18 protein-coding genes and 1 tRNA gene are annotated in these 21,130 nt (G+C 65.1%); 14 read left to right on the forward strand and 5 right to left on the reverse strand.

Translation table 11 applies throughout. The annotated features are described in order from the left end of the window. The first annotated feature begins 3 nt into the window (after window positions 1–3). Together GRI47_RS04090 and GRI47_RS04095 are read left to right on the forward strand one after the other, a co-directional pair. Window positions 4–1,287 (forward strand): L,D-transpeptidase family protein, encoded by a 1,284-nt coding sequence (locus GRI47_RS04090; RefSeq protein ID WP_237452614.1) that lies wholly within the window; start codon window positions 4–6, stop codon window positions 1,285–1,287. A gap of 31 nt (window positions 1,288–1,318) precedes the next feature. Further along, a complete protein-coding gene (locus GRI47_RS04095; protein WP_160660073.1) occupies window positions 1,319–2,035 on the forward strand; it encodes a M23 family metallopeptidase in 717 nt (238 codons plus the stop codon). A gap of 3 nt (window positions 2,036–2,038) precedes the next feature. Here the strand turns inward: GRI47_RS04095 and GRI47_RS04100 are convergent, their stop codons facing one another. Next, the gene (locus tag GRI47_RS04100; RefSeq protein WP_419956994.1) at window positions 2,039–2,419 is read right to left on the reverse strand and encodes an elongation factor P; all 381 of its coding nucleotides are present in this window, start codon (window positions 2,417–2,419) and stop codon (window positions 2,039–2,041) included. Window positions 2,420–2,573: 154 nt separating this feature from the next. Between GRI47_RS04100 and efp the strand changes: the two genes are divergently transcribed. The 5 genes from efp (at window position 2,574) to GRI47_RS04125 (ending at window position 7,395) form a co-directional block, all read left to right on the forward strand. After that, the gene (efp, locus tag GRI47_RS04105; protein WP_160660075.1) at window positions 2,574–3,137 is read left to right on the forward strand and encodes an elongation factor P; all 564 of its coding nucleotides are present in this window, start codon (window positions 2,574–2,576) and stop codon (window positions 3,135–3,137) included. Between the two features lie 6 nt (window positions 3,138–3,143). Further along, a complete protein-coding gene (locus tag GRI47_RS04110; RefSeq protein WP_160660076.1) occupies window positions 3,144–3,965 on the forward strand; it encodes an inositol monophosphatase family protein in 822 nt (273 codons plus the stop codon). Between the two features lie 64 nt (window positions 3,966–4,029). Next, a tRNA-Leu gene (locus tag GRI47_RS04115) sits at window positions 4,030–4,114 on the forward strand. A 105-nt stretch (window positions 4,115–4,219) separates the two neighbouring features. Continuing rightward, on the forward strand, window positions 4,220–6,019 hold the full coding sequence (locus GRI47_RS04120; RefSeq protein WP_160660077.1) for an SLC13 family permease: 1,800 nt from the start codon (window positions 4,220–4,222) through the stop codon (window positions 6,017–6,019). 44 nt (window positions 6,020–6,063) lie between these two features. Beyond that, entirely contained in the window at window positions 6,064–7,395 is a 1,332-nt protein-coding gene (locus tag GRI47_RS04125) for an amidohydrolase (protein ID WP_160660078.1), read from the forward strand. 127 nt (window positions 7,396–7,522) lie between these two features. Here GRI47_RS04125 and GRI47_RS04130 read toward each other — a convergent pair whose 3' ends face one another. Both GRI47_RS04130 and GRI47_RS04135 read right to left on the reverse strand, forming a co-directional pair. Continuing rightward, window positions 7,523–7,705 carry a hypothetical protein gene (locus GRI47_RS04130; RefSeq protein WP_160660079.1) on the reverse strand — a complete coding sequence of 61 codons (183 nt, stop codon included), beginning with the start codon at window positions 7,703–7,705 and terminating at the stop codon, window positions 7,523–7,525. A gap of 61 nt (window positions 7,706–7,766) precedes the next feature. After that, a complete protein-coding gene (locus GRI47_RS04135; protein ID WP_160660080.1) occupies window positions 7,767–9,365 on the reverse strand; it encodes an isocitrate lyase in 1,599 nt (532 codons plus the stop codon). 133 nt (window positions 9,366–9,498) lie between these two features. Between GRI47_RS04135 and GRI47_RS04140 the strand changes: the two genes are divergently transcribed. The 7 genes from GRI47_RS04140 (at window position 9,499) to GRI47_RS04170 (ending at window position 19,052) form a co-directional block, all read left to right on the forward strand. Next, a complete protein-coding gene (locus GRI47_RS04140; RefSeq protein WP_160660081.1) occupies window positions 9,499–10,902 on the forward strand; it encodes a helix-turn-helix domain-containing protein in 1,404 nt (467 codons plus the stop codon). Between the two features lie 56 nt (window positions 10,903–10,958). Further along, complete coding sequence (locus GRI47_RS04145; protein ID WP_160660082.1) at window positions 10,959–11,237, forward strand: hypothetical protein; 279 nt, start codon at window positions 10,959–10,961, stop codon at window positions 11,235–11,237. A 196-nt stretch (window positions 11,238–11,433) separates the two neighbouring features. Continuing rightward, window positions 11,434–12,819, forward strand: coding sequence for a TIGR03013 family XrtA/PEP-CTERM system glycosyltransferase (locus tag GRI47_RS04150; RefSeq protein WP_160660083.1), 1,386 nt, complete (start codon window positions 11,434–11,436; stop codon window positions 12,817–12,819). 14 nt (window positions 12,820–12,833) lie between these two features. Then, window positions 12,834–14,924 carry an XrtA/PEP-CTERM system histidine kinase PrsK gene (gene prsK / locus GRI47_RS04155; protein ID WP_160660084.1) on the forward strand — a complete coding sequence of 697 codons (2,091 nt, stop codon included), beginning with the start codon at window positions 12,834–12,836 and terminating at the stop codon, window positions 14,922–14,924. After that, the gene (prsR, locus tag GRI47_RS04160) at window positions 14,921–16,291 is read left to right on the forward strand and encodes a PEP-CTERM-box response regulator transcription factor (protein ID WP_160660085.1); all 1,371 of its coding nucleotides are present in this window, start codon (window positions 14,921–14,923) and stop codon (window positions 16,289–16,291) included. Before prsK ends, prsR begins: the two co-directional genes overlap by 4 nt. Next, entirely contained in the window at window positions 16,275–18,041 is a 1,767-nt protein-coding gene (locus tag GRI47_RS04165; protein ID WP_160660086.1) for a tetratricopeptide repeat protein, read from the forward strand. Before prsR ends, GRI47_RS04165 begins: the two co-directional genes overlap by 17 nt. Window positions 18,042–18,086: 45 nt before the next feature. Next, the gene (locus tag GRI47_RS04170) at window positions 18,087–19,052 is read left to right on the forward strand and encodes a bile acid:sodium symporter family protein (RefSeq protein ID WP_160660087.1); all 966 of its coding nucleotides are present in this window, start codon (window positions 18,087–18,089) and stop codon (window positions 19,050–19,052) included. Here GRI47_RS04170 and GRI47_RS04175 read toward each other — a convergent pair. Continuing rightward, entirely contained in the window at window positions 19,030–20,109 is a 1,080-nt protein-coding gene (locus GRI47_RS04175; RefSeq protein ID WP_160660088.1) for a DUF475 domain-containing protein, read from the reverse strand. The two genes, GRI47_RS04170 and GRI47_RS04175, sit on opposite strands and share 23 nt — an antisense overlap. 31 nt (window positions 20,110–20,140) lie before the next feature. Further along, on the reverse strand, window positions 20,141–21,013 hold the full coding sequence (panB, locus tag GRI47_RS04180) for a 3-methyl-2-oxobutanoate hydroxymethyltransferase (protein ID WP_160660089.1): 873 nt from the start codon (window positions 21,011–21,013) through the stop codon (window positions 20,141–20,143). Window positions 21,014–21,130 lie beyond the last annotated feature (117 nt).

The following is a 21,130-nucleotide window of genomic DNA, read 5'->3' on the forward strand; positions in this document are numbered from 1 at the left end:
TACATGCGCCACCTCGTTTTTGCCGCCGTTTCCTCGCTCGCACTCGCCGCGTGCAGCATGAGCGGGCAGGATAACGATACCGGAGAGGAAACCACAGCAACCGCAGATACCGGTTCCGACTACGGCTACGACACCTACGGTGAGAATAATCTCGCCGACACGATGGCCTCCGACGACAGTGCGGCCATGCGCGACAGCGCGCAGGCGGGCAGAAATGCCAGCAATATGGGGCAAGAGAGCGCCGGAGACGCGATCCCCGACAGCGAGGAGCGCCCGATCATGCAGGCGCAGGTCGTGCTCGACCGCATCGGCTTCGGCCCCGGCGTGATCGACGGGAAGATGGGCATGAGCACCGAAAACGCGCTCCGAGGCTTTCAGGAAGCCAACGACCTCGAAACGTCGGGCGAACTCGACGAGGCGACCAAGCAGGCACTCGCCGAATGGGATCGCATTCCCGCGACTCGTATCGTAACCATCCCGGACAATTGGGGCGAGGCCGATTACGAGGCGATCCCGGAAGATACCGCCGCCAAGGCGAAGATGGAGCGGCTCGGTTACACTTCGCTCGACGAGCGATTGGCGGAGCGTTTCCATACGACGATCGATGTCCTGAAACAGCTCAACCCCAATGGCCAGCCTGCGGGAATGAGCGGGCAGGGAACGGCGTCGCCTGCGTCGACATCCTCTGCGGCGCCTTCTCCCACCCCGACTGCGACTGCGACTGCGACCGCGACGGGCACGGCCACGGCGCAGAGCGTCTTCCGTCCGGGGCAGCGCATCCGCGTTCCGAATATTGGCGGCGACCGGATCGAACCGGGTGCGATCGGCGATCGCAACTGGCAGCGCACGCTCGCATCGCTGGGTGTCGGATCGGACCAGCTGGAGGTCGATCGCATCGTCGTCAGCAAGGCGGGCAAGACGCTGAAGGCCTATCAGGGCGACAAACTGGTCGCGCTGTTCACCGTCAGCTCCGGCTCGAGCCAGTTTCCCTTGCCGCTGGGCGAGTGGGACATCGAGGGCGAGGCCTATAATCCGACTTACAGCTACGATCCCGAAGTGCTGGGCCAGGGAGATGGCGAGACCTACAGTCTGCCCGCAGGGCCTAACAGCCCGGTCGGCGTGGTGTGGATCGATCTCAGCAAGGAGCATTACGGCATCCACGGGACGCCCGATCCCGAAACGATCGGCCGGGCCCAGTCCAGCGGCTGCGTGCGCCTCACCAACTGGGACGCCGCGCGGCTTGCCGGGATGGTATCGCAATCGACGCGCGTGATATTCGAAGCGTGACGCCTTCGCGACCGCAGGCTATCGTCACCCCATGAAATTCGCCGATCGCATCCTCACCATCATCGTCACGGCCACCGTCACCAGCATGGTGTGGATCGTGGCGGGCGGCAGCCTGATCGAGAATGCGGGCAGCGACAGCCAGATCGGAAAGACCAGCCCCGCCGCTGCCGCGCCGAGCCCGACGGTGTCCGCGTCACCGTCCCAGGCCGGATTGGAGACGCCGATCAGCGATCAGGCGCGCAACGCGGCGGCGCTCAACACCCGCGTCGTGCGCACGCCTGACGCGGGCCAGATCGCCGACCTGCTGATCCCGGTGCTGAACGTGCGGCCTGCCGATCTCAGCGATACTTTCACCGATTCGCGTGGGGGTGGCAGCCGCCTGCACGAAGCGATCGACATCATGGCGCCACGCGGGACCAGCGTGGTCGCCGCGGCGCCCGGTGAAATCGAGCGCCTCTTCCGCTCGGATGCGGGCGGCAACACGATCTATGTCCGCTCGGCAGACGGCGAGACCATCCATTATTACGCCCATATGGACGAATATGCCGAGGGTCTGCGCGAGGGGCAAAGGGTGCGGCGGGGGCAGCGATTGGGCACAGTTGGGAGCACGGGCAACGCATCGCCCGATGCGCCGCATCTCCATTTCGCGATCCTCCAGACCACGCCCGACGCCGAATGGTGGGAGCCCGCGAATGCGGTGAACCCGTATCCCCTGCTGTCGGGTTCGGGATCGCAGGCCGAGCGCTGAGCTTCAGCGTGCGATGCGGTTGCAGCGCACGCGGCCCAACGTTCCGTCCGATTTTACCTGCTGGAACAGTCCGCCGGGGATCCGGCGCAGCCGCATATCCTTGAGCGGACCGCGCGTGAAGACCAGCGTATCGCCTTCGAACAGGTAGATGCCCTTGCCGGACACATGGCTGTAGCGCGAGGCGCTGGAGATGCGGAACGAGAGGTCGGGCATCGCGACATAGGCGCGCCCTTCGGCATCGCCGGGGAGCGCGCATTGATAGCGACCCTGCGGCACCACCCCGATATCGTGGGCCGCGACCGGGCTGGCGGAGGGGAGGAAACTCGCGCAAAGGGCCAGAATGGAGGCGAAGGCTCGAACCGTCATGCCCGCGATATAGAGCATCGCCACGCGTCCCGCCACCCGCCCGCCAGCCGCGCGGTGCCCAAACGCCAGCCGCTCCTTCGCCAGCCTTGTCGTTCGGCGCGCGCTCGGCTAAGCGCCCGGCACACTTGCGCGGGCGTCCGACAGGCCCGGCACAGACGAAGGCACATCCCCTATGAAGATCAGCGGCGTGGACATCCGTCCCGGCAACATCCTCGAATATGAAGGCGGCATCTGGAAGGTCGCCAAAATCCAGCATACCCAGCCGGGCAAGGGCGGGGCCTATATGCAGGTCGAGATGAAGAACCTGCAGGACGGCCGCAAGACGAATGTCCGCTTCCGCAGCGCCGACACGGTCGAAAAGGTGCGGCTCGACACCAAGGACTATCAGTTCCTCTATGAAGACGGCGATATGCTCGTCTTCATGGATCAGGAAACCTACGAGCAGATCAACCTGCCCAGCGATCTCCTCGGCGATGCGCGCCCGTTCCTTCAGGACGGGATGCAGGCCAAGCTGGAATTGTGGGAAGAAAAGCCCATCAGCGTGGAGCTACCCGCCCAGGTCGAAGCCACCATCGTCGAAGCCGATGCGGTGGTGAAGGGCCAGACCGCTTCGTCCAGCTACAAGCCCGCCGTGCTCGACAATGGCGTGCGCATCATGGTCCCGCCGCACATCGAAAGCGGCACGCGGATCGTGGTCGACGTCTACGAACAGAGCTACGTCGGCAAGGCTGGCTGATCGATCATGGCAGCTATTTCCGGTCTCATCCGCGTGATGGAAAAGGCCGCGCGCAAGGCGGGCGCGCGGATGCGCCGCGATTTCGGCGAGGTCGAGCACTTGCAGGTCAGCCGCAAGGGTCCGGCTGATTTCGTCAGCAAGGCCGATATGCGGGCCGAGCGGGCGATCTATGACGAACTGCTCGCCGCGCGGCCCGATTGGGGCTTCGTGATGGAAGAAGCCGGAATCATCGAAGGGGACCCGGACAAGCCGCGCTGGATCGTCGATCCGCTCGACGGGACCAGCAACTTCCTTCACGGCATCCCCCATTTCGCGATCTCGATCGCGGTGCAGGAGCCCAAATTGGGCGGCGGGGGCTGGAACGAGGTGACCGCGGGGGTCGTCTACCAGCCGATCACCGACGAGACATTCTGGGCGGAAAAGAGCCGGGGCGCCTGGTTGCATGATGGGCGCCTGCGCGTCTCGGGCCGCCGCAATCTGAGCGAAGCGCTCATCGCCACCGGCGTGCCCTTTCAGGGCCATGGCGATTTTTCGGAATGGACGAAGATCTTCTCGGCGATCGGGCCGCAGGTCGCGGGCATTCGCCGCTTCGGCGCCGCCTCGCTCGATCTCGCCTGGCTCGCCGCCGGGCGGTATGACGGGTTCTGGGAAAGCGGGCTCAACGATTGGGATACGGCGGCAGGCTGCCTGATCGTGCGCGAAGCGGGGGGGTTCGTCAGCGATTTCCGGGGCCGTTCGATGCCGATCCATTCCAACCAGGTCCTGGCCGCGAACGACGCGCTGCATTCCAAGCTTCACAAGCTGCTGGTCGGCGCTTTGAAGAAGTAACATTCGGCGCGGCAAGGGGAGGATTGTCTTTGGCGATCCGCTCCGCTATCCGCGCCGCTTCCGTGCCTCCGTGGCGGAATTGGTAGACGCGCTCGACTCAAAATCGAGTTTCTAACGAAGTGCCGGTTCGAGTCCGGCCGGGGGTACCAGAGTTTTTGCGCTGCACGCTGGGGTTCGCGAATGCAGGACCTCGCGCCTCGCGCTCTTAATTTCTTGCTTTCCTAGCGCGTGCCTGTGATCGGTCATCCCGAGAGATGCCGGGTATCCCTTCCTTCCACGCAATAGCCGCCATGGCGGTCACCATCGCGATGTTCGTCGGCTTCGCGCGCGGGCGCCTCTCGGTGGAGATCGTCTCGTTGCTGACCATCGCGGCGATCGCCGTGGGGCTGTATTTCTTCCCGCTCGAAGGGACCAGCCCGACGGACGGGTTGGCGCTCGCCTTCGGAGGGTTCGGCCATTACGCGCTGATCACGATCTGTGCGCTGATGATCATGGGACGGGGCCTTGTCGTCACCGGCGCGCTGGAACCGGCGGCGCGGTTCCTAGAACGCCTGTTCAAGATCAATCTCCAGCTCGGCCTGCTGTTCTCGCTGGTGGTCACCTTCGTCCTGTCGATGGGCGTCAACAACACGCCCGTCCTGGTCCTGCTGCTCCCGATCTTCGTTGCGCTGGCGCAGCGCGGGGCCTTGCCGGCCTCCAAGACGCTGATCCCGCTCAACGCCGCATCGCTGATGGGCGGGCTGGCGACCACGATCGGCACATCGACCAACATCCTCGTCGTGTCGATCGCCGTCGATCTGGGTATGCCGCAGATGGGTGTCTTCCATTTCACGCCCATCGTCGTCGCCGCATCGCTGGTTGCGCTTCCTTACGTCTGGCTGGTCATGCCCCGGATGCTGGGCGATAACCGCGTGATTGAGGCCGCTTCCCTGCGGCGGTTCGAGACGCGGCTTCGCGTATCCGAGGGGTCGCCGCTTAACGGGCGCCCGCTCGCCGAAATCGCGTCGCGCCTGCCCGCCGATATCGAGTTCCACGACGTGCCGCGCGGCCTGCTCCGCCCGCAATCGCGCCTGCGCATGACGGGAACCCACGCCGCCATCGAGGAGGCCATGCGTGTCCTTCGCGGCGACGCGGCGCCCAGCTGGGTGATCGACCGCATCCGCCGCAAGGCGAGCGAGACGCGCGAGGACATTTCGGTCGTAGAAATGACCGTCACGGCGGATTCGCGCCTCATCAATCGTACCTTGCCGAGTTCCGGGATCGCCGATCTCTACGGCGTTGCGGTGATCGGCATTCACCGGCCCGATCGCCTGCTGGGCGAAAAGGATCGCTTCACCGATGCGGGCGATCTGCGCATCGTGGAAGGCGATGTCCTGCTGGTGATGGGCATGGCCGAGGAATTGCAGGCCTTTGCTGGCGGGGACAGCCTGTTGACGCTGGAAGGCAAGCGCGAGCTGCCGCGCCGGTCCAAATCCATCCTGGCGGCGGGGATCATGGGGGTGTCGGTGGGTGCCGCCTCGATCGGATTGCTGCCGATCGCGATTTCCGCGCTTGCCGGGGCGATCGCCATGTTCCTCACCGGATGCGTCAAGTTCGACCGGGTGGGGCGGGCCCTCTCGGCGCAGGTCATCGTCCTCATTGCCGCGAGCATCGCGCTGGGCCGCCTGATCGACGATAGCGGGGCGGCGCTGTGGCTTGGGCAGGTGCTGGCCCACGGCCTGCAATATCTCTCGCCGGCCATGACGCTCGCCGCGATCATGCTGTTCGTGACGGTGCTGACCAATTTCGCGAGCAATGCCACGGCGGCGACGGTCGGCACGCCGATCGCTTTCGCAATCGCAAGCCAGCTGGGCCTGCCTGCCGAACCGCTGGTGCTGGCCGTGCTGTTCGGCTGCAATTTGTGCTACGCCACGCCGATCGCGTATCAGACCAATATGCTGATCATGGCGGAGGGCGGTTACGCTTTCGGCGATTACGTCAAGACGGGCGTGCCGCTGGTGCTTATCATGGTGACGGCGCTGTCGGTCGGCTTGCAGGTGGTCTACGGATTGTAAAAGGACCGGCGGATGCGGGCCTTCGAAGGAAGAGGAACAGGGGTATGAAGCTGAAGACGACATTCTTCGCCGGGATCGCGGCGCTGGCCATGGCTGCGCCCGCAGCCGTTTCCGCGCAGGACCTTCGCGCGGGCGTGGCCGAGGACATGCCCGGATTGATGGAGCTCTATCGCGATCTTCATGCCAATCCCGAACTCAGCTTCGAAGAGCACAAGACCGCCGCCAAGCTCGCCAAGCGGATGCGCGATCTCGGTTTCGAGGTGACGGAAGGCGTCGGCCGGACCGGAGTCGTGTCGGTGATGAGGAACGGCGACGGGCCGACCGTGCTGCTGCGCGCCGATATGGACGGGCTGCCGGTGGTCGAGCAGACCGGTCTTCCCTTCGCGTCAAAGGTCGTGGCGACGCCCGCCAGCGGCGTCACCACCGGCGTGATGCACGCCTGCGGGCACGACACGCATATGGCCGGTTTCATCGGGGCCGCGCAGCAATTGGTGGATCACAAGGACCAGTGGCAGGGTACGCTCGTCATGGTGCTGCAACCCGCCGAGGAGTTGGGGCTGGGCGCGCTCGCCATGCTGGAAGACGGGCTCTACACCCGCTTTCCCAAGCCCGATTACGCACTCGCTTTCCATGACGCTGCCGCTCCCGCACCGGCCGGGACGATCGGTTTCACGCCGGGCTATGCGCTCGCCAATGTGGAAAGCGTCGACATCACGGTGAAGGGCGTGGGCGGGCACGGTGCCTATCCGCATACGACGGTCGATCCGATCGTGCTGGCGTCGAACATGGTCATGCAGTTCCAGACCATCGTCAGCCGCAACAGCTCGCCGCTCGATCCCGCGGTCATCACGGTCGGCAGCTTCCATTCGGGCGCCAAGCACAACATCATCTCCGACGAGGCGAAATTGCAGCTGACGGTGCGCAGCTATTCGGACGAGAGTCGCAAGCTGCTGCTCGACGGGATCAGGCGCGTCGCGCGCGGGGCGGCGATGACGGCGGGCCTGCCGGAAGAGCTGATGCCGGTGGTGACGGTGGAGGATCCCTACACCCCGTCGACCTTCAACGATCCCGACTTCACGCAAGCCCGCGCCGCTGCCTTCCGCGACCGGTTCGGCGAGGCACGGGTGATGGAATGGCCCGCCGTGATGGGGGGCGAGGATTTCAGCCAGTTCCGCCGCGCTGCGCCCGACGATGTGGAATCGATGATCTTCTGGATCAGCGGCACGCCCGCGCCCATGCTCCAGGCCTTGCAGGAGAACGGCACGCCGCTGCCTTCGCTTCATTCGCCGTTCTGGGCGCCCGATGCCGAAGCGGTGATCGCGACCGGCGCGGAAGCCATGGCCGGTGCGGCGATGGACCTGATGCCGAAGAGCTAAGTCCCCTCAACAAGGGGAAGAGATAAAATGACGGCCGCCGGAGCGCTCGGGGCGTTCCGACGGCCGTTTCTCCTCCCCAGGAGAACTTTGCTTTCTGCGTTACCGCTGCGCTGCTGGCGCGTGCGGGTTATTCCGCGTTGGGAACGTAGGTGCCCAGGCGATGATGCAGGGCGTTGATCTTCGCCAGTTCCTCGCGATCTTCCGTCTGGCGCGCATGGCTGGTCAGCGCGGCCCGCAACAGGCGGAAATCTGCGGTCGAGAACAGGGCGCGGGCGCGGCCCGGTTCCGTCTTCGGTGCTTCTTGAGTCATCGTGGTCATCCTTTTTCTCCCGGCTTAGGCAGATTCGAATTGGTTCCGCCGAGGCTGCCGATCAGGCAGCCTCGAACTGGTTCATCGTGTTGTCCTTGCCGCCGGCCTTGAGGGCCGCTTCACCGGCAAAGTATTCCTTGTGGTCGTCCCCGATGTCGGAGCCGGCCATGTTCTGGTGCTTCACGCAGGCGATACCCTGGCGGATTTCCTCGCGCTGGACCTGCTTGACGTAGCCGAGCATCCCTTCCTCGCCGAAATAGCGCTTGGCGAGATTGTCCGTGCTCAGCGCCGCCGTGTGATAGGTCGGCAGCGTGATGAGGTGGTGGAAGATCCCCGCCTCGCGCGCCGCGTCCTTCTGGAAGGTACGGATGCGCTCGTCGGCCTCGATGGCGAGATCGGTGCCATCGTAATCCACGCTCATCAACCGGTCGCGATCATAGGCGCCCAGATCCTTTCCGGCTTCCTTCCAGGCATCGTACACCTGCTGGCGGAAGTTCAGCGTCCAGTTGAAGCTGGGCGAGTTGTTGTAGACCAGCTTGGCGTTCGGGATCACTTCGCGGATACGGTTCACCATGCCGCCGATCTGGCCGATATGCGGCTTCTCGGTCTCGATCCACAACAGGTCGGCCCCGTTCTGAAGCGCGGTGATGCAGTCGAGCACGCAGCGGTCCTCGCCCGTTCCGGCGCGGAACTGGTAGAGATTGCTGGGCAGGCGCTTGGGCGCCATCAGCTTGCCGTCGCGGCTAATGAAGACCTGGCCGTTCGTGACATTGGCCGCATCGACTTCGTCGCAATCGAGGAAGGCGTTGTACTGGTCGCCCAGATCGCCCGGTTCGGTGCTGTAGGCGATCTGCTTCGTCAGCCCCGCGCCGAGCGAGTCGGTGCGCGCCACGATGATCCCGTCCTCGACGCCCATTTCCATAAAGGCGTAGCGGATCGCGCGGATCTTCTGCAGGAAGTCCTCATGCGGCACGGTGACCTTGCCGTCCTGGTGGCCACACTGCTTTTCGTCCGAAACCTGGTTCTCGATCTGCAGGGCGCAAGCGCCCGCCTCGATCATCTTCTTGGCGAGGAGATAGGTCGCCTCGGCATTGCCGAAGCCGGCATCGATATCGGCAATGATCGGCACGACATGGGTTTCGTAATTGTCGATCGCGTGCTGGATGCGCTGCGCCTCGACCTCGTCACCCTTTTCGCGGGCCTTGTCGAGATCGCGGAACATGCCGCCGAGTTCGCGCGCGTCGGCCTGCTTGAGGAAGGTGTAGAGTTCCTCGATCAGCGCAGGCACGCTAGTCTTCTCATGCATCGACTGGTCGGGCAGTGGCCCGAATTCGCTGCGCAGGGCCGCGACCATCCAGCCCGACAGATAGAGGTAGCGCTGTTTCGTGCTGCCGAAATGCTTCTTGATCGAAATCATCTTCTGCTGCGCGATGAAGCCGTGCCAGCAGCCCAGCGATTGGGTGTAGGCGGCAGGATCGGCGTCGTAGGCTTCCATGTCTTGCCGCATGATCTTGGCGGTGTAGCGCGCGATATCGAGGCCGGTGGGGAAACGGTTCTGCTGCCGCATCCGCGCGACGCTCTCGCCGTCGATGGCGTTCCAGGGGGCGCCGTTCTGCTGGATGGTCTTGCCGATGGACTGGATCGAGGTCTGGTAGGTCATTGGTATGCTCCGGTGTCTGTGAGGATGGATGTGACATGACGGCGCAGCGGAGACGAGAAAAAATTACAAACTATCTTGTGATATGCATAGGAGCAGGCCAGAAAGGCCTGTAAAGATGTAAGGATATTTACAAATGGCTGAGCAATCCCTCTTTGCCGGACCTGCCCTCCGGCGTTTGCGCAAGCGGGAGGGGCTGACACAGGGGACCATGGCGACCCGCCTCGGCATCTCGCCCAGCTACCTCAATCTGCTCGAGCGCAATCGGCGGCCCGTCAGCGCGCGGGTGATGGTGCGTTTGGTCGAGGTATTCGCCTTCGACCCACGCTCGCTGCGAGAGGACGACAGTATCGGCGGTGTCGACGGGCTGATGCGCCGGCTCGCCGACGAGCGGTTCTCGGATCTGGGGATCGATCGCGAGGAAGTGGACGAACTGCTCTCCGCCGCGCCCCACGCCGCGGCGGCGCTGGCGCGGCTCTATGATCGGGCGCCGGGAGTGCAGGCGCAGGCGGACGACCCGCTCGTCGCCTCGCGCCGCGAGATCGAGCGCTGGCGCAACCATTTCGCCGATCTCGACAGCGACGCCGAACGTCTGGCGGACGAAATGCGTCTCAGCCGCGGCGATATCGGCACCGCCTTGACCGAGCGCCTGCGCGAACGCCACCAGCTCTCGGTCCGCATCCTTCCGCGCGATGTTCTGCCCGATGCGCGGCGCAGGCTCGACCTTCACGCGCGCCAGATCCAGCTGTCGGAGATGCTCGGCCCGGAATCGCGCGTGTTCCAGCTCGCACTGCAACTCGCGCGCCTCGAGACGCGCGCGCAGATCGACGCGGTCGCCAAGGGCGCATCCTTCGAGGACGAGACGGCACGTCGCTTTTTCTCGCGCCATCTCGAAGCCTATGTCGCGGCCGCGCTGATCATGCCCTATGGTCGGTTCCTGCGCGCCTGCGACGCCACCGGTTACGACCTGCCGGTCCTGCAGCGCCGTTTCGGGGTGAGCTTCGAACAGCTTGCCCACCGGCTCACCACCTTGCAGCGCGTCGGCCAGAGGGGGCTTCCCTTCTTCATGGTGCGGATCGATCGGGCGGGCCAGATATCGAAGCGGTTCGCCGGAGCGAGCGGCGCGGCGTTCATGGAGGGCGAGCATTCCTGCCCGCTCTGGATCGCGACGAAGAGCTTCGAGCGGCCTGCCGACCTGCTCTGCCAGACGGTCCGCCTGCAACCCGGTGGCTCGGGCGGGACGGGGGCCTCGCACTGGTTCACGCTGGCACGCATCGTGGCCGCGAACGGAATGCAGGATGCGGCGCGTTTCTCCGTGGTTCTCGGCCTCGATGCCGCGCTGGCGAGCGATCTGGCCCAGGCACGCGGCCACTCGCTGCGTGAAGAGGAGGCGGACTGGATCGGACCGGGCTGTCGCAATTGCTTCGTGCCCGATTGTCATCAGCGCTCCTTCCCCCCGCGTGGCCGCGCGCTGTCTTTCGACCCGCTCCAACACGGCGCGACGCCGTTCCAATTCGCGCGCAGCGGGGAACCCGGTTAAGAAAACGGCGTTTGGGGCTGAATAATCAGGCGCCGATCTTTTAAAGGGAGTGAGACATGGCCGACGATCGCATTACCGAAACCCGTACCACCGATCCGCAGGGCAACACCCATACCACCGTGACCCACGATACGCGCAGCGGCGGCGGAGGCGGTGGGAAGATCGCCATCCTTCTCGTCCTCGTCCTGTTGGTCGCAGTCGGCGTGTGGTTCTTCACGCAGCAGAGCGGCGCGGAAATAGCGAAGGACAATGCCGTGGCCGATGCCGCCAACTCGGTCGGCGAGGCTGCCAATCAGGTGGGCGACGCGGCCCAGGATGCCGTCAACGGCCAGTAATCACCTGCAGTTCTTTCGCAGGCTCGCGGGGCCGTCGACCGGGTCGGCGGCCCCGTTTTGCGTTGTGGCGCGGGTTTTGCGGCGCGAGGTCGGGTAAGACAATCGGGTGTAAAATTTACCGACAGTTCATCGCCTGGCGATATAGACGGCGCTCACGGCACGGAACCGGAGCCGCAGCGAGTTTGGCGATCCAGCGATGATCAGAGTTTTCAAACACTACGTATCCCACGCCGTGATCGTGCTGGGTTTCGTCGATCTCGCACTGCTGCTGCTTGCGGGTGAACTGGCCTGGGACCTGCGCATCTACCAGATCGGTGCGGGAGGCGAGCCGTTCGGCGAGAGGTTCGGCGCGATCCTGACCTTCGCGCTGATCGTGATGACCGCGATGATCGGTGTCGGCAGCTACGGTGCAGAGGCACTGCGTTCGATGCGCTACGCCATTGCGCGGTTGCTGGTGGCAGTCAGCCTCGGCGTGATCGGAATGTCGCTGCTGGACTTCATCGTCCAGACCGAGACCTTCTGGCGCTCGGTCCTGCTTTACGCGATGGCGCTGGCGATCCTGTTCCTCGCTCTGAACCGGCTGATTTTGGGGCCCCTGCTGGGCACGTCGACGTTCCAGCGCTGCGTCCTCGTCCTCGGCGCCGGGTCGCGTGCGGACCGGATCAGGAAGCTGGCTCGCCGCAAGGGAGGCAGCTTCCGCGTCGCGGCCTTCATCGCGATGAGCGACGCGGAACGGGTCGTCCCTGACGCGCGCGACCGCCAGACCATCCCCGATTTCGGCCGCTTCGTCGAGGATATCGGAGCGAGCGAGGTCGTTCTCGCGCTGGAGGAAAGGCGCAATTCGCTGCCGGTGAAGGACCTCCTGCGGATCAAGACCCGCGGGCTTCACGTCATCGATTTCAGCGGCTTCATCGAACGCGAGACCGGGCGGGTCGATCTCGACACGCTCAATCCCAGCTGGCTGATCTTTTCGGACGGGTTCTCGTCGACCCGGCTCGCCTCGTCCATCTCCAAGCGCGTCTTCGATATCGTCGTGAGCCTGTTGCTGCTCGGGCTGACCTTTCCCGTGCTGGTGCTGTTCGCGATCCTCATCAAGCTCGAAAGCCCCGGTCCGATTTTCTATCGCCAGACGCGGGTCGGGCTCTACGGCCAGAATTTCGAGGTCGTGAAGCTGCGCTCGATGCGGCAGGATGCGGAGAAGGACGGGCCGAAATGGGCGGCCGAGAACGATCCGCGCGTGACGCGGATCGGGCGTATCATCCGTACCGTGCGGATCGACGAGATTCCGCAGGCATGGAGCGTGCTGAAGGGCGAGATGAGCTTTGTCGGTCCACGGCCCGAGCGCCCGCAATTCGTCGCCCAACTGGAAGAGATGCTGCCCTATTATGCCGAACGGCACATGGTGAAGCCCGGCATCACCGGCTGGGCGCAGATCAACTACCCCTATGGCGCCTCGACCGAGGATGCGCGGCAGAAGCTCGAATACGATCTGTATTACGCCAAGAATTACTCTCCCTTCCTCGACCTGTTGATCCTGCTTCAGACCGCGCGCGTCGTGCTGTGGCCTGACGGGGCCCGCTAAGCGATGGGGCAGGAATGATGGGCGGGGCGCTTGCCTTTTCGCTTTATGCGTTTGCTGGCGTGGTCTGCGGCCTCGCCGCCATTGCCATCAGCCGGACGGGATCGCATCGCCGCCCCGATCGCACGGCAAGCGTCATCGCGCTGGCCCTGACGGCACTCTGGTGCGGGAGCGCCGCCGAGCTGGGGACGCACCATAGCGCGTCCCAGGGCCTGGAATCTCTCCGCAATCTGGCCTGGATCGCTGCCCTCTACCGCCTGTTCGCGATCGACGGGCGGGACCGCGCCTCGGCTTCGGTGCGCATCGTGATATTCGCGCTGGCCTTCGTCGAGTTGCTCCAGTTCCCGCTGCTCGTCCTGCGGTTCGACGATCTGGTCGAAGGGTCGGCGGCAAGGACGGCGGCTTTGCTGCGCGTGCTGCTGGCGACGGGCGCTCTGTTCCTCGTTCACGATCTCGTGGCGAAGGCGGAGCCCATGACCCGCCGGACTATCGCCTGGAGCGCCGGGGGGCTGGTCATCTGGTGGGGCCTGGCGCTCAATTATCACGTCGCGCTTCTGCTGGCTGCAAACGCGGCCGGCGCGCTCGCAGCGATGCGACCGCTCGCCATTCTCGCTCTGGCGCTGGCGGTCGCGATTGGGTTCGCCAGGAATGCCGCGAATCTGCGGCTGAGGCCATCGCGCACCGTGATGATGAAAACCGTCGCTCTCGCCGCGTCGGGAGCCTGCCTTTTCGTGGCTCTCTTCGTGTCGCGCCGTTTGCTTGCGGTGCCCGACGACCTCGTCAGCTTGGCGCAAATGGTCCTTCTCATCGCGGCCACCGTAGGGGCGATGTGGTGGCTTCCATCGCACAGCTTACGGCGACGCGCTCGTGTCCTCGTACTCAAGCATCTTTTCCGGCACCGCTACGATTATCGGGGCGAATGGATTCGTTTCACCGAGACCATCGGGCGCGAACAGGGCGCTGGACTGGCCTTGAAACAGCGCGCCATCCAGGCGCTCGCGGATATTACGGACAGTCCCGCAGGTCTCCTGCTCACGCCCGACGAAGACGGGACGCTCGGGCTGGAGGCGGAGTGGAATTGGCCGGACATCGCGGTCACGAATGCCGCCGCGCCGCGTGCGCTTTCGCGGATCATGGAGAAGACCGGCTTCATTCTCGATTTCGACGAGGCGCGGCGTGGCATCTCTCATGGCGGGGAGGCCGAGCACGTGCCGGACTGGCTGATGGCCGACCTGCGCGCATGGGCGGGAATCCCGTTGGTCTTGCGCGGTCGACTGGTGGGGCTTGTGGTATTGGCGCGCCCGGCGCTCGACCGGCGGCTCGATTGGGAGGACTTCGATCTCCTCGGCATCGCTGCCCGTCAGGTCGCGAGCTATCTCGCGGAGCAGGCCGGGCAGGAGGCCCTGGAAGAAGCCGGGCGCTTCGACGAATTCAATCGCCGGATCGCCTTCGTGATGCATGACGTGAAGAATCTGTCGAGCCAGATGGCCCTGCTCGTCCGCAATGCCGAGCGCCATGCCGACAACCCGGAATTCCGCAAGGACATGCTGACGACCCTGCGCAATAGCACGGACAAGCTCGGCGCCCTCGTGGCGCGCCTGGGGCGATATGGGGCTGTCGGCGCCAGCGGAAGCGAGCGGGTCGACCTGGCGAAGATCGCGCACGCTGTCGCGCAGCGCCTCCGCCCGCAGCACGACATCCATTTCGCCGATAACGGGCCCTGTCCGGTGATCGGTGATGCCGATGCGCTCGATCAGGCGATCGCCCATTTGGCGCAGAACGCCGTGGATGCCAGCGGGCCGGGCGCGCCGGTCAGGATCGAAGCGCGCAATGACGGCGTGCGCTGCACGGTTTCGATTGCCGATGCGGGCGAAGGCATGAGCGCCCATTTCGTCCGCAATGACCTGTTTCGCCCGTTCGTCTCGACCAAGGCTGGCGGTTTCGGGATCGGCGCGCACGAGGCCAAGGCCGCCGTCCGGGCGATGGGAGGGCGGCTGGAGGTCGAGAGCCGAGAGGGTCTCGGAACGCGCTTCACGATGGATTTCCCGATCGCGGGTCTCGATACCCTGCTGACCAAATCCGAACGCCTGCGTGAGGATGCGGCGTGACAGAGCCTGCGAAACCGAAACTGCTCATCGTCGAGGATGATGCCGGTCTCCAGGCCCAATTGAAATGGGCCTATGAGGCATTCGAGGTGATCCAGGCGACCGACCGCGAGGCGGCGCTGGCGGCCCTGCGGGCGGAAGCACCGGCGGTGGTCACGCTCGACCTAGGCCTTCCGCCTGATCCCGACGGGACCAGCGAGGGTTTCGCGGTGCTCGACGCGATCATGGCGCTGAAGCCCGACGCCAAGGTCATCGTCGCCAGCGGCCACGATGCACGCGAAAGTGCCCTGCACGCGATCGAGCGCGGGGCGTATGATTTCTACGCCAAGCCGGTCGACATCGACGAGCTTGGACTGATCGTGCGTCGCGCCTTCGAGCTGCATCGCATCGAGGCGGAGAACCGCCGTCTCGCCGCAGGGATCGGCGCGGATCGCACCGTCCTCGGCAGCTTGATCACGGCAGCGCCCGAGATGCTGAAAGTCGCCCGCATGATCGAGCGCGTGGCAACCACCAGCGCGTCGGTCATGCTGTTGGGAGCGAGCGGAACGGGCAAGGAATTGCTGGCCAAGGGCCTGCACCAGCGCAGCACCCGCGCCGCCGCGCCCTTCATCGCCATCAATTGCGCGGCCATCCCTGAGAACCTGCTCGAAAGCGAATTGTTCGGCCACGAAAAGGGCGCGTTCACCGGCGCGATCCGCACGGTCGAAGGCAAGGTCGAACAGGCCGATGGCGGCACTCTGTTCCTCGACGAGGTGGGCGACATTCCGCTGGCGCTACAGGTCAAATTGCTGCGCTTTCTCCAGGAACGCACGATCGAGCGGATCGGGGGGCGCAAACCGATCGCGGTCGATACGCGGATCGTATGCGCCACGCATCAGGATCTCGAAGCCATGATCGCGGAAGGAAGATTTCGCGAGGACCTGTATTATCGGTTGGCGGAAATCGTGGTCAAAATTCCCTCCTTGGCAGAGCGGACCGGAGACGCGGTCCTGCTGGCCAAGGCGTTCCTGAGCCGCTTCGCCGCCGAGATGAATCCGGCCGTGAAGGGTTTCGCGTCCGATGCGTTGAGCGCGATCGACGATTGGGCCTGGCCGGGCAATGTCCGCGAGCTGGAAAACCGCGTGAAGCGGGCGGTGATCATGGCGGATGGCAAACTGGTCGGCGCGGAGGATCTCGACCTCAACGCAGGTCAGGACAGCGAAACCGATCTGCCCCTCAATCTGAAAGCAGCGCGCGAGCGGGCCGATCGCAAGGTCATCCGGCGCGCGCTGGCCCGCAGCGAAGGCAATATCTCGAACAGCGCCAAGCTTCTGGGGATCAGCCGACCGACACTCTACGACCTGCTGAAGCAGTATGATCTCCAGCCCTGATATCCTCCGCCGGGTTCTGGCCGGAATGTGCGCGGTCGGCATTCTCGCTGCGCTGGGCGCGTGCGAGGAAGCCGCTCCGCCGCAATCCGCGCTCGACAAGGCGCGGCAGGCGCTTGCCCGTGGAGACGGCATCGCAGCCGAGGAACAGTTGCGGGCCAGCCTGCGCGAAGCGGGCGCGCCCAAGGATGTGGCGGCCTATCTGGGCGAGGCGGCCCTGCTTCAGGACGATCTCGTCACCGCGCGACACTGGCTGCAACCGGACAATTTCTCGGCTGCGACGGCGTGGCATGGCTATCGTATGCTCGGCAGGCTCGAAATGCGCGAGGGAAACCTATCGGTCGCCGGTGCCGCTTTCGATCAGGCGCTTTCGATCGATGCGGATCGGGCGGATTTGTGGATCGATATCGGCCATCTGCGGTATCGCGGCGGCGAACAGGTTCAGGCCATCGCGGCGGCGGATCGCGCGCTCGCAATTGATCCCGACAGCGCGGCGGCCCTCCAGTTTCGCGCCCAGCTGGTTCGTGATGCCTATGGTCCGCTCGCCGCGCTTCCGTGGCTTGAACGTGCACTGGAGGTCGCGCCCGACGATCTGGACCTCAAGACCGATTACGCGGCCAATCTGGGCGAGGTAGGCCGGGCGAGCGATGCGCTGGCCGTCTTGCGCGAAGTGGCGGACCAAGCGCCCAAGGCGCCGCGCCTGCTCTACCTCCAGGCGGTGATCGCGGCGCGGGGCGGTAATTTGCCGCTCGCGCGCGATCTCTATCTTCGTGCGCCGGTCCAGGATCGCGAGACGCCTGCGGGTCAGATGCTCGGCGGCATCCTCGATCTCGAACTCGGGCACCATGCGAGCGCGGCACAGACCTTTGCGCGCCTTGCCGCGGCCCAGCCCGATAACCGCCAGGTCGCGCGCCTTTTCGCCAAGGCCCTGTCGTTGAGCGGGGGCGAGCGCGAATTGATCGCCCGCTTCGCAGCGCGCGATGGGCGATCTTCGCCCTATACCGGGACATTGATCGCCCGCGCGCTCGAAACGCTCGATCGGCGCGCGGAAGCCGCGACCTATCTCGACGCCGCCGCGCGGCCCGGTAGGCTGGCTATCGCGCCGCTCGCGAGCAATCGCCCTGTCGAGGCGGCGCGATATGGCGACCTGAGCAGCGGGCTGGCGCTGCGCGATTATCTGCGCGCGATGGTCGCCACCGGCAGGCTCGCGGAGGGCGCAGGCCAGGCGAGACTCTTCGCCAGACGGTTTCCCGGATCGAGCGATGCGCAGAACCTGCTTGGCGATGCGCTGCTGGCGCATGGCGAGACCGGGTCGGCCATCGCCGCCTATCGCGAAGCTGCGCTGGTGCGCACGGACTGGCCGCTGATGAAGCGTCTGATCGCCGCCTATCAGCGGGGCGGAGCCCAGAAGGCGGCGCGGGCCAGCCTGCGGGCCTATCTCGAAGGCGGCGCGCGCGAGCCGATGGCGGCGGCGCTTTATGGCGAATGGCTGGCGCGCGATGGCGAATTTCAACAGGCAGTGGCAATGCTCGACAGTGCGCTGGCGCACGGATCGGGCCGCGATCCGTCGGTGCTGACCCTGCGTAGCGAGATCGCGGCGCGCGCTGGCGATGACGAGGCGGCGAGCGAATTTGCCTGGCGCGCCTACAGCCTCCAGCCGATGTATGCGCCCGCAATCCGCGCGGTGATCGCGACCACGCAAGACGATGCCGTGCGCCAGCGCCTTCAGGCGAAGCTCGCGCGCCTGCGATAACGCGACGGCTCGACAAGCGAGGCGGTGCCGGGCAGGGCCGCCGCCATGGCTTTGCGCTCCGTTATTTCCGACCCGATGCTCAAGATGCTGGCCGGGGCCGTGGCGCTCGCCGCCTTTCTCCCCGTGGGTGATGCCGGGCGTCCGATCGCCGACGGCGTCGCCAATGCGGCGGTCTTCGTGCTGTTCCTGCTCAACGGGATGCGGATCGCGCGTGGCGAAATCGCGCGGGGCTTGCGCAATTGGCGCTTCCTCGTTCCGTTGATCCTGTGGGTATTCGGCGCCATGGCGCTTGCCGGTTGGGCGCTCGAAAAAGTCGGTGCGGGGCTGTTGCCGCCGATGATCGCAGTCGGGTTCCTTTATCTCGGCGCGCTGCCGTCGACGGTGCAATCGGCGACGTCCTATACCTCGATAGCGCAGGGCAATGTCGGTATGTCGGTGATTTCGGCGGCCCTGCTGAATATCCTCGGCGTGTTCCTGACCGTGCCGGTATTCCTCCTCATGGGCGGTTCGGGCGAAGGGGCGATCGGGTGGGAAACAGCGGAACGTATCGCGCTGATCCTCCTGTTACCGTTCGCGATCGGCCAGGTGATCCAGGGCTGGACCAAGCCCTTCATCGCGCGCCACCAGCCCAAGATCGTCTGGATCGACCGGTTCGTGATCGCGCTGGCGGTCTATGTCGCCTTTTCGGGCGCGGTCGAACAGAACATCTGGAGCCGGGTGCATCCGCTGGGCTGGCTCGTCCTTGCAGGACTTGTCGCCGCGTTTCTGCTCGTCGCCAATCTCGGTGCGTGGTTCCTCGGTGGGGCGCTGCACCTGCCGCACAAGGACCGGGTCTCGTTCCTGTTCGCGGGCGCGCAGAAGAGCGCGGCGGTCGGCGTGCCGCTCGCCACGATCCTGTTCGCGCCCGACGTGGCAGGCTTCATCGTCGTGCCGCTGCTGCTCTACCACCTGTTCCAGCTGGTGGTGGCGGCGCCCGTTGCGGATCGGCTCAGGCGGATGGGGGCGAAGTGACCGGCTCGTTCTCGCTGTCGCCATATTTGCGATTGTGCCGGATCGACCAGTACAGCGAGATCCCGATCAGAGTCGCGCCCAGCAATCCGGTGATCGTCTCGGGAATGTGGAACACGGCGGACAACAGCATGATCGCGCCGAGGACGATGATCGCCCAGAACGCTCCGTTTTCGAGATAGCGATACTGCGCCAGCGTGCCCGCGCGGACCAGATGGATCGTCATCGAACGGACGAACATCGCTCCGATCGAGAGGCCGAGGGCGATGACGAGCATATTGTTGGTCAGCGCGAAGGCACCGATGACGCCATCGAAGGAAAAGCTCGCATCGAGTACTTCGAGGTAGAGAAACCCGCCGAGGCCCGAACGCACCGCGCCTTCGGCCATCTTCTTCTTGTCGGCGAGGTCGAGCAGGGTCCCGATCGCATCGACCACCAGATAAGTGACCAGCCCGAGAATGCCCGCAACGAGGAAGGTCAGCGCGTCCGCATCGTTCAGCATGAGCGAGATGAAATAGAGCGCCAGCAGAAGCAGGCCGATCTCCGCCGCCTTGACGACAGAGACCTTGACGAGGAACCGCTCCACCACCGCGATCCAGTGGACTTCCTTATCGGCATCGAAGAAGTAGTTGAGGCCGACCATGGTCAGGAAGGCGCCGCCAAAGCCTGCGATTCCGATATGTGCGCTGCTGACGATCGCCTCGTAGCGTTCGGGATCGTTCAGCGAGAGGTTCAGCGCGTCGATCGGTCCGAGATTGGCGGCGATCGCCACGATGGCCAGCGGGAAGACGATCCGCATCCCGAACACCGCGATGGCAATCCCCCAGGTGAGGAAGCGCCATTGCCACTTCTCGCTCATGTCGCGCAGCACGGTTGCGTTGACCACGGCATTGTCGAACGAGAGCGAGATTTCGAGGATCGAGAGGACCACGACGATCCACATCAGCTCCAGCATCCCGACCCAACCCTGACCCTGCTCGAAACCGAGCCAGACGCCGAGGCCCAGGCAGATGGCGGTGAAGATCAGCGATCCGCGGTAATGTTGCAGAAGCGTTTGCATCGGGGCTTGTTTCCTGAAGGGGAAAGGCGGTTCAGGCCTTGGGCTGATAGGTCTGGTCTTCGCCGGGAAAGCGCCGTGCGCGCACTTCCTCGGCGTACTTCGCGGCCGTCTTCTCTATAATGCCGGCGAGGTCTTCGTATTTCTTCACGAAGCGCGGCACACGTTCGAACATGCCGAGCATGTCTTCGGCGACCAGCACCTGCCCGTCGCAACGGGCCGATGCGCCGATCCCAATCGTGGGGCAAGATACCGCCTCGGTCGCGGCGATGGCGATCGGTTCGACCACGCCTTCGATGACGATGGCGAAAGCGCCCGCGCGGTCCAGCGCCTCGGCATCGCCGACGATCTTGTCGGCTTCGGCATCGCTGCGCCCGCGCGCGGCATAGCCGCCAAGGACGTTGACCGCCTGCGGCGTCAGCCCGACATGGCCCATCACGGGAATGCCGCGCTGGGTCAGGAAGGCGACCGTTTCGGCCATCTGTTCGCCCCCTTCCAGCTTCACCGCCGCCGCGCCGCTTTCCTTCATCAGCCGCGCCGCGCTTTCGAAGGCCTGTTCCTTGGAGGCTTCGTAGGACCCGAACGGCATGTCGACGACGACGACCGCATGATAGCTTCCCCGCACCACGGCGGCGGCGTGGTTCGCCATCATGTCGAGCGTGACGGGGACGGTAGAAGGCAGGCCGTAGATAACCTGGCCGAGCGAATCCCCGACGAGCAACAGGTCGCAATGGCTGTCGAGCAGTTGCGCCTGCCGTGCGGTATAGGCGGTCAGCATCACCAGCGGCTCGCCCGTCTCGCCATCGGTCTTGCGCGCGCGGATCTTCGGCACGGTCAGCCGCTTCATCGGCGCGGGCGTGGGATTGGCGCGGCTGGTCGAGGTGTCGATCTGGAACGTGGTGGACATGGCCGTCTCCCTAGCTGCGGCGCGGCAGGATGGCAAAGGCGCGTATGTGACGGAACGCTCCGGGCTCCCCGATTTGGACATTCCCGCCATTTGATGCCAAAGCGCAATGAAATTACA

The organism is Qipengyuania pelagi (genome assembly GCF_009827295.1).
Classification (GTDB): domain Bacteria; phylum Pseudomonadota; class Alphaproteobacteria; order Sphingomonadales; family Sphingomonadaceae; genus Qipengyuania; species Qipengyuania pelagi.

What these genes read in the sequence shown, in the direction of transcription:
- GRI47_RS04090 (WP_237452614.1), top strand. Translation starts at nt 4, where the DNA reads ATGCGCCACCTCGTTTTTGCCGCCGTTTCCTCGCTCGCACTCGCCGCG.
- efp (WP_160660075.1), top strand. Translation starts at nt 2,574, where the DNA reads ATGAAGATCAGCGGCGTGGACATCCGTCCCGGCAACATCCTCGAATAT.
- GRI47_RS04110 (WP_160660076.1), top strand. Translation starts at nt 3,144, where the DNA reads ATGGCAGCTATTTCCGGTCTCATCCGCGTGATGGAAAAGGCCGCGCGC.
- GRI47_RS04150 (WP_160660083.1), top strand. Translation starts at nt 11,434, where the DNA reads ATGATCAGAGTTTTCAAACACTACGTATCCCACGCCGTGATCGTGCTG.
- GRI47_RS04165 (WP_160660086.1), top strand. Translation starts at nt 16,275, where the DNA reads ATGATCTCCAGCCCTGATATCCTCCGCCGGGTTCTGGCCGGAATGTGC.
- GRI47_RS04135 (WP_160660080.1), bottom strand. Translation starts at nt 9,365, where the DNA reads ATGACCTACCAGACCTCGATCCAGTCCATCGGCAAGACCATCCAGCAG.
- GRI47_RS04170 (WP_160660087.1), top strand. Translation starts at nt 18,087, where the DNA reads ATGGCTTTGCGCTCCGTTATTTCCGACCCGATGCTCAAGATGCTGGCC.
- GRI47_RS04100 (WP_419956994.1), bottom strand. Translation starts at nt 2,419, where the DNA reads ATGCTCTATATCGCGGGCATGACGGTTCGAGCCTTCGCCTCCATTCTG.
- GRI47_RS04175 (WP_160660088.1), bottom strand. Translation starts at nt 20,109, where the DNA reads ATGCAAACGCTTCTGCAACATTACCGCGGATCGCTGATCTTCACCGCC.
- GRI47_RS04130 (WP_160660079.1), bottom strand. Translation starts at nt 7,705, where the DNA reads ATGACTCAAGAAGCACCGAAGACGGAACCGGGCCGCGCCCGCGCCCTG.
- GRI47_RS04145 (WP_160660082.1), top strand. Translation starts at nt 10,959, where the DNA reads ATGGCCGACGATCGCATTACCGAAACCCGTACCACCGATCCGCAGGGC.
- GRI47_RS04120 (WP_160660077.1), top strand. Translation starts at nt 4,220, where the DNA reads ATGCCGGGTATCCCTTCCTTCCACGCAATAGCCGCCATGGCGGTCACC.
- prsK (WP_160660084.1), top strand. Translation starts at nt 12,834, where the DNA reads ATGATGGGCGGGGCGCTTGCCTTTTCGCTTTATGCGTTTGCTGGCGTG.
- panB (WP_160660089.1), bottom strand. Translation starts at nt 21,013, where the DNA reads ATGTCCACCACGTTCCAGATCGACACCTCGACCAGCCGCGCCAATCCC.
- GRI47_RS04140 (WP_160660081.1), top strand. Translation starts at nt 9,499, where the DNA reads ATGGCTGAGCAATCCCTCTTTGCCGGACCTGCCCTCCGGCGTTTGCGC.
- GRI47_RS04095 (WP_160660073.1), top strand. Translation starts at nt 1,319, where the DNA reads ATGAAATTCGCCGATCGCATCCTCACCATCATCGTCACGGCCACCGTC.
- GRI47_RS04125 (WP_160660078.1), top strand. Translation starts at nt 6,064, where the DNA reads ATGAAGCTGAAGACGACATTCTTCGCCGGGATCGCGGCGCTGGCCATG.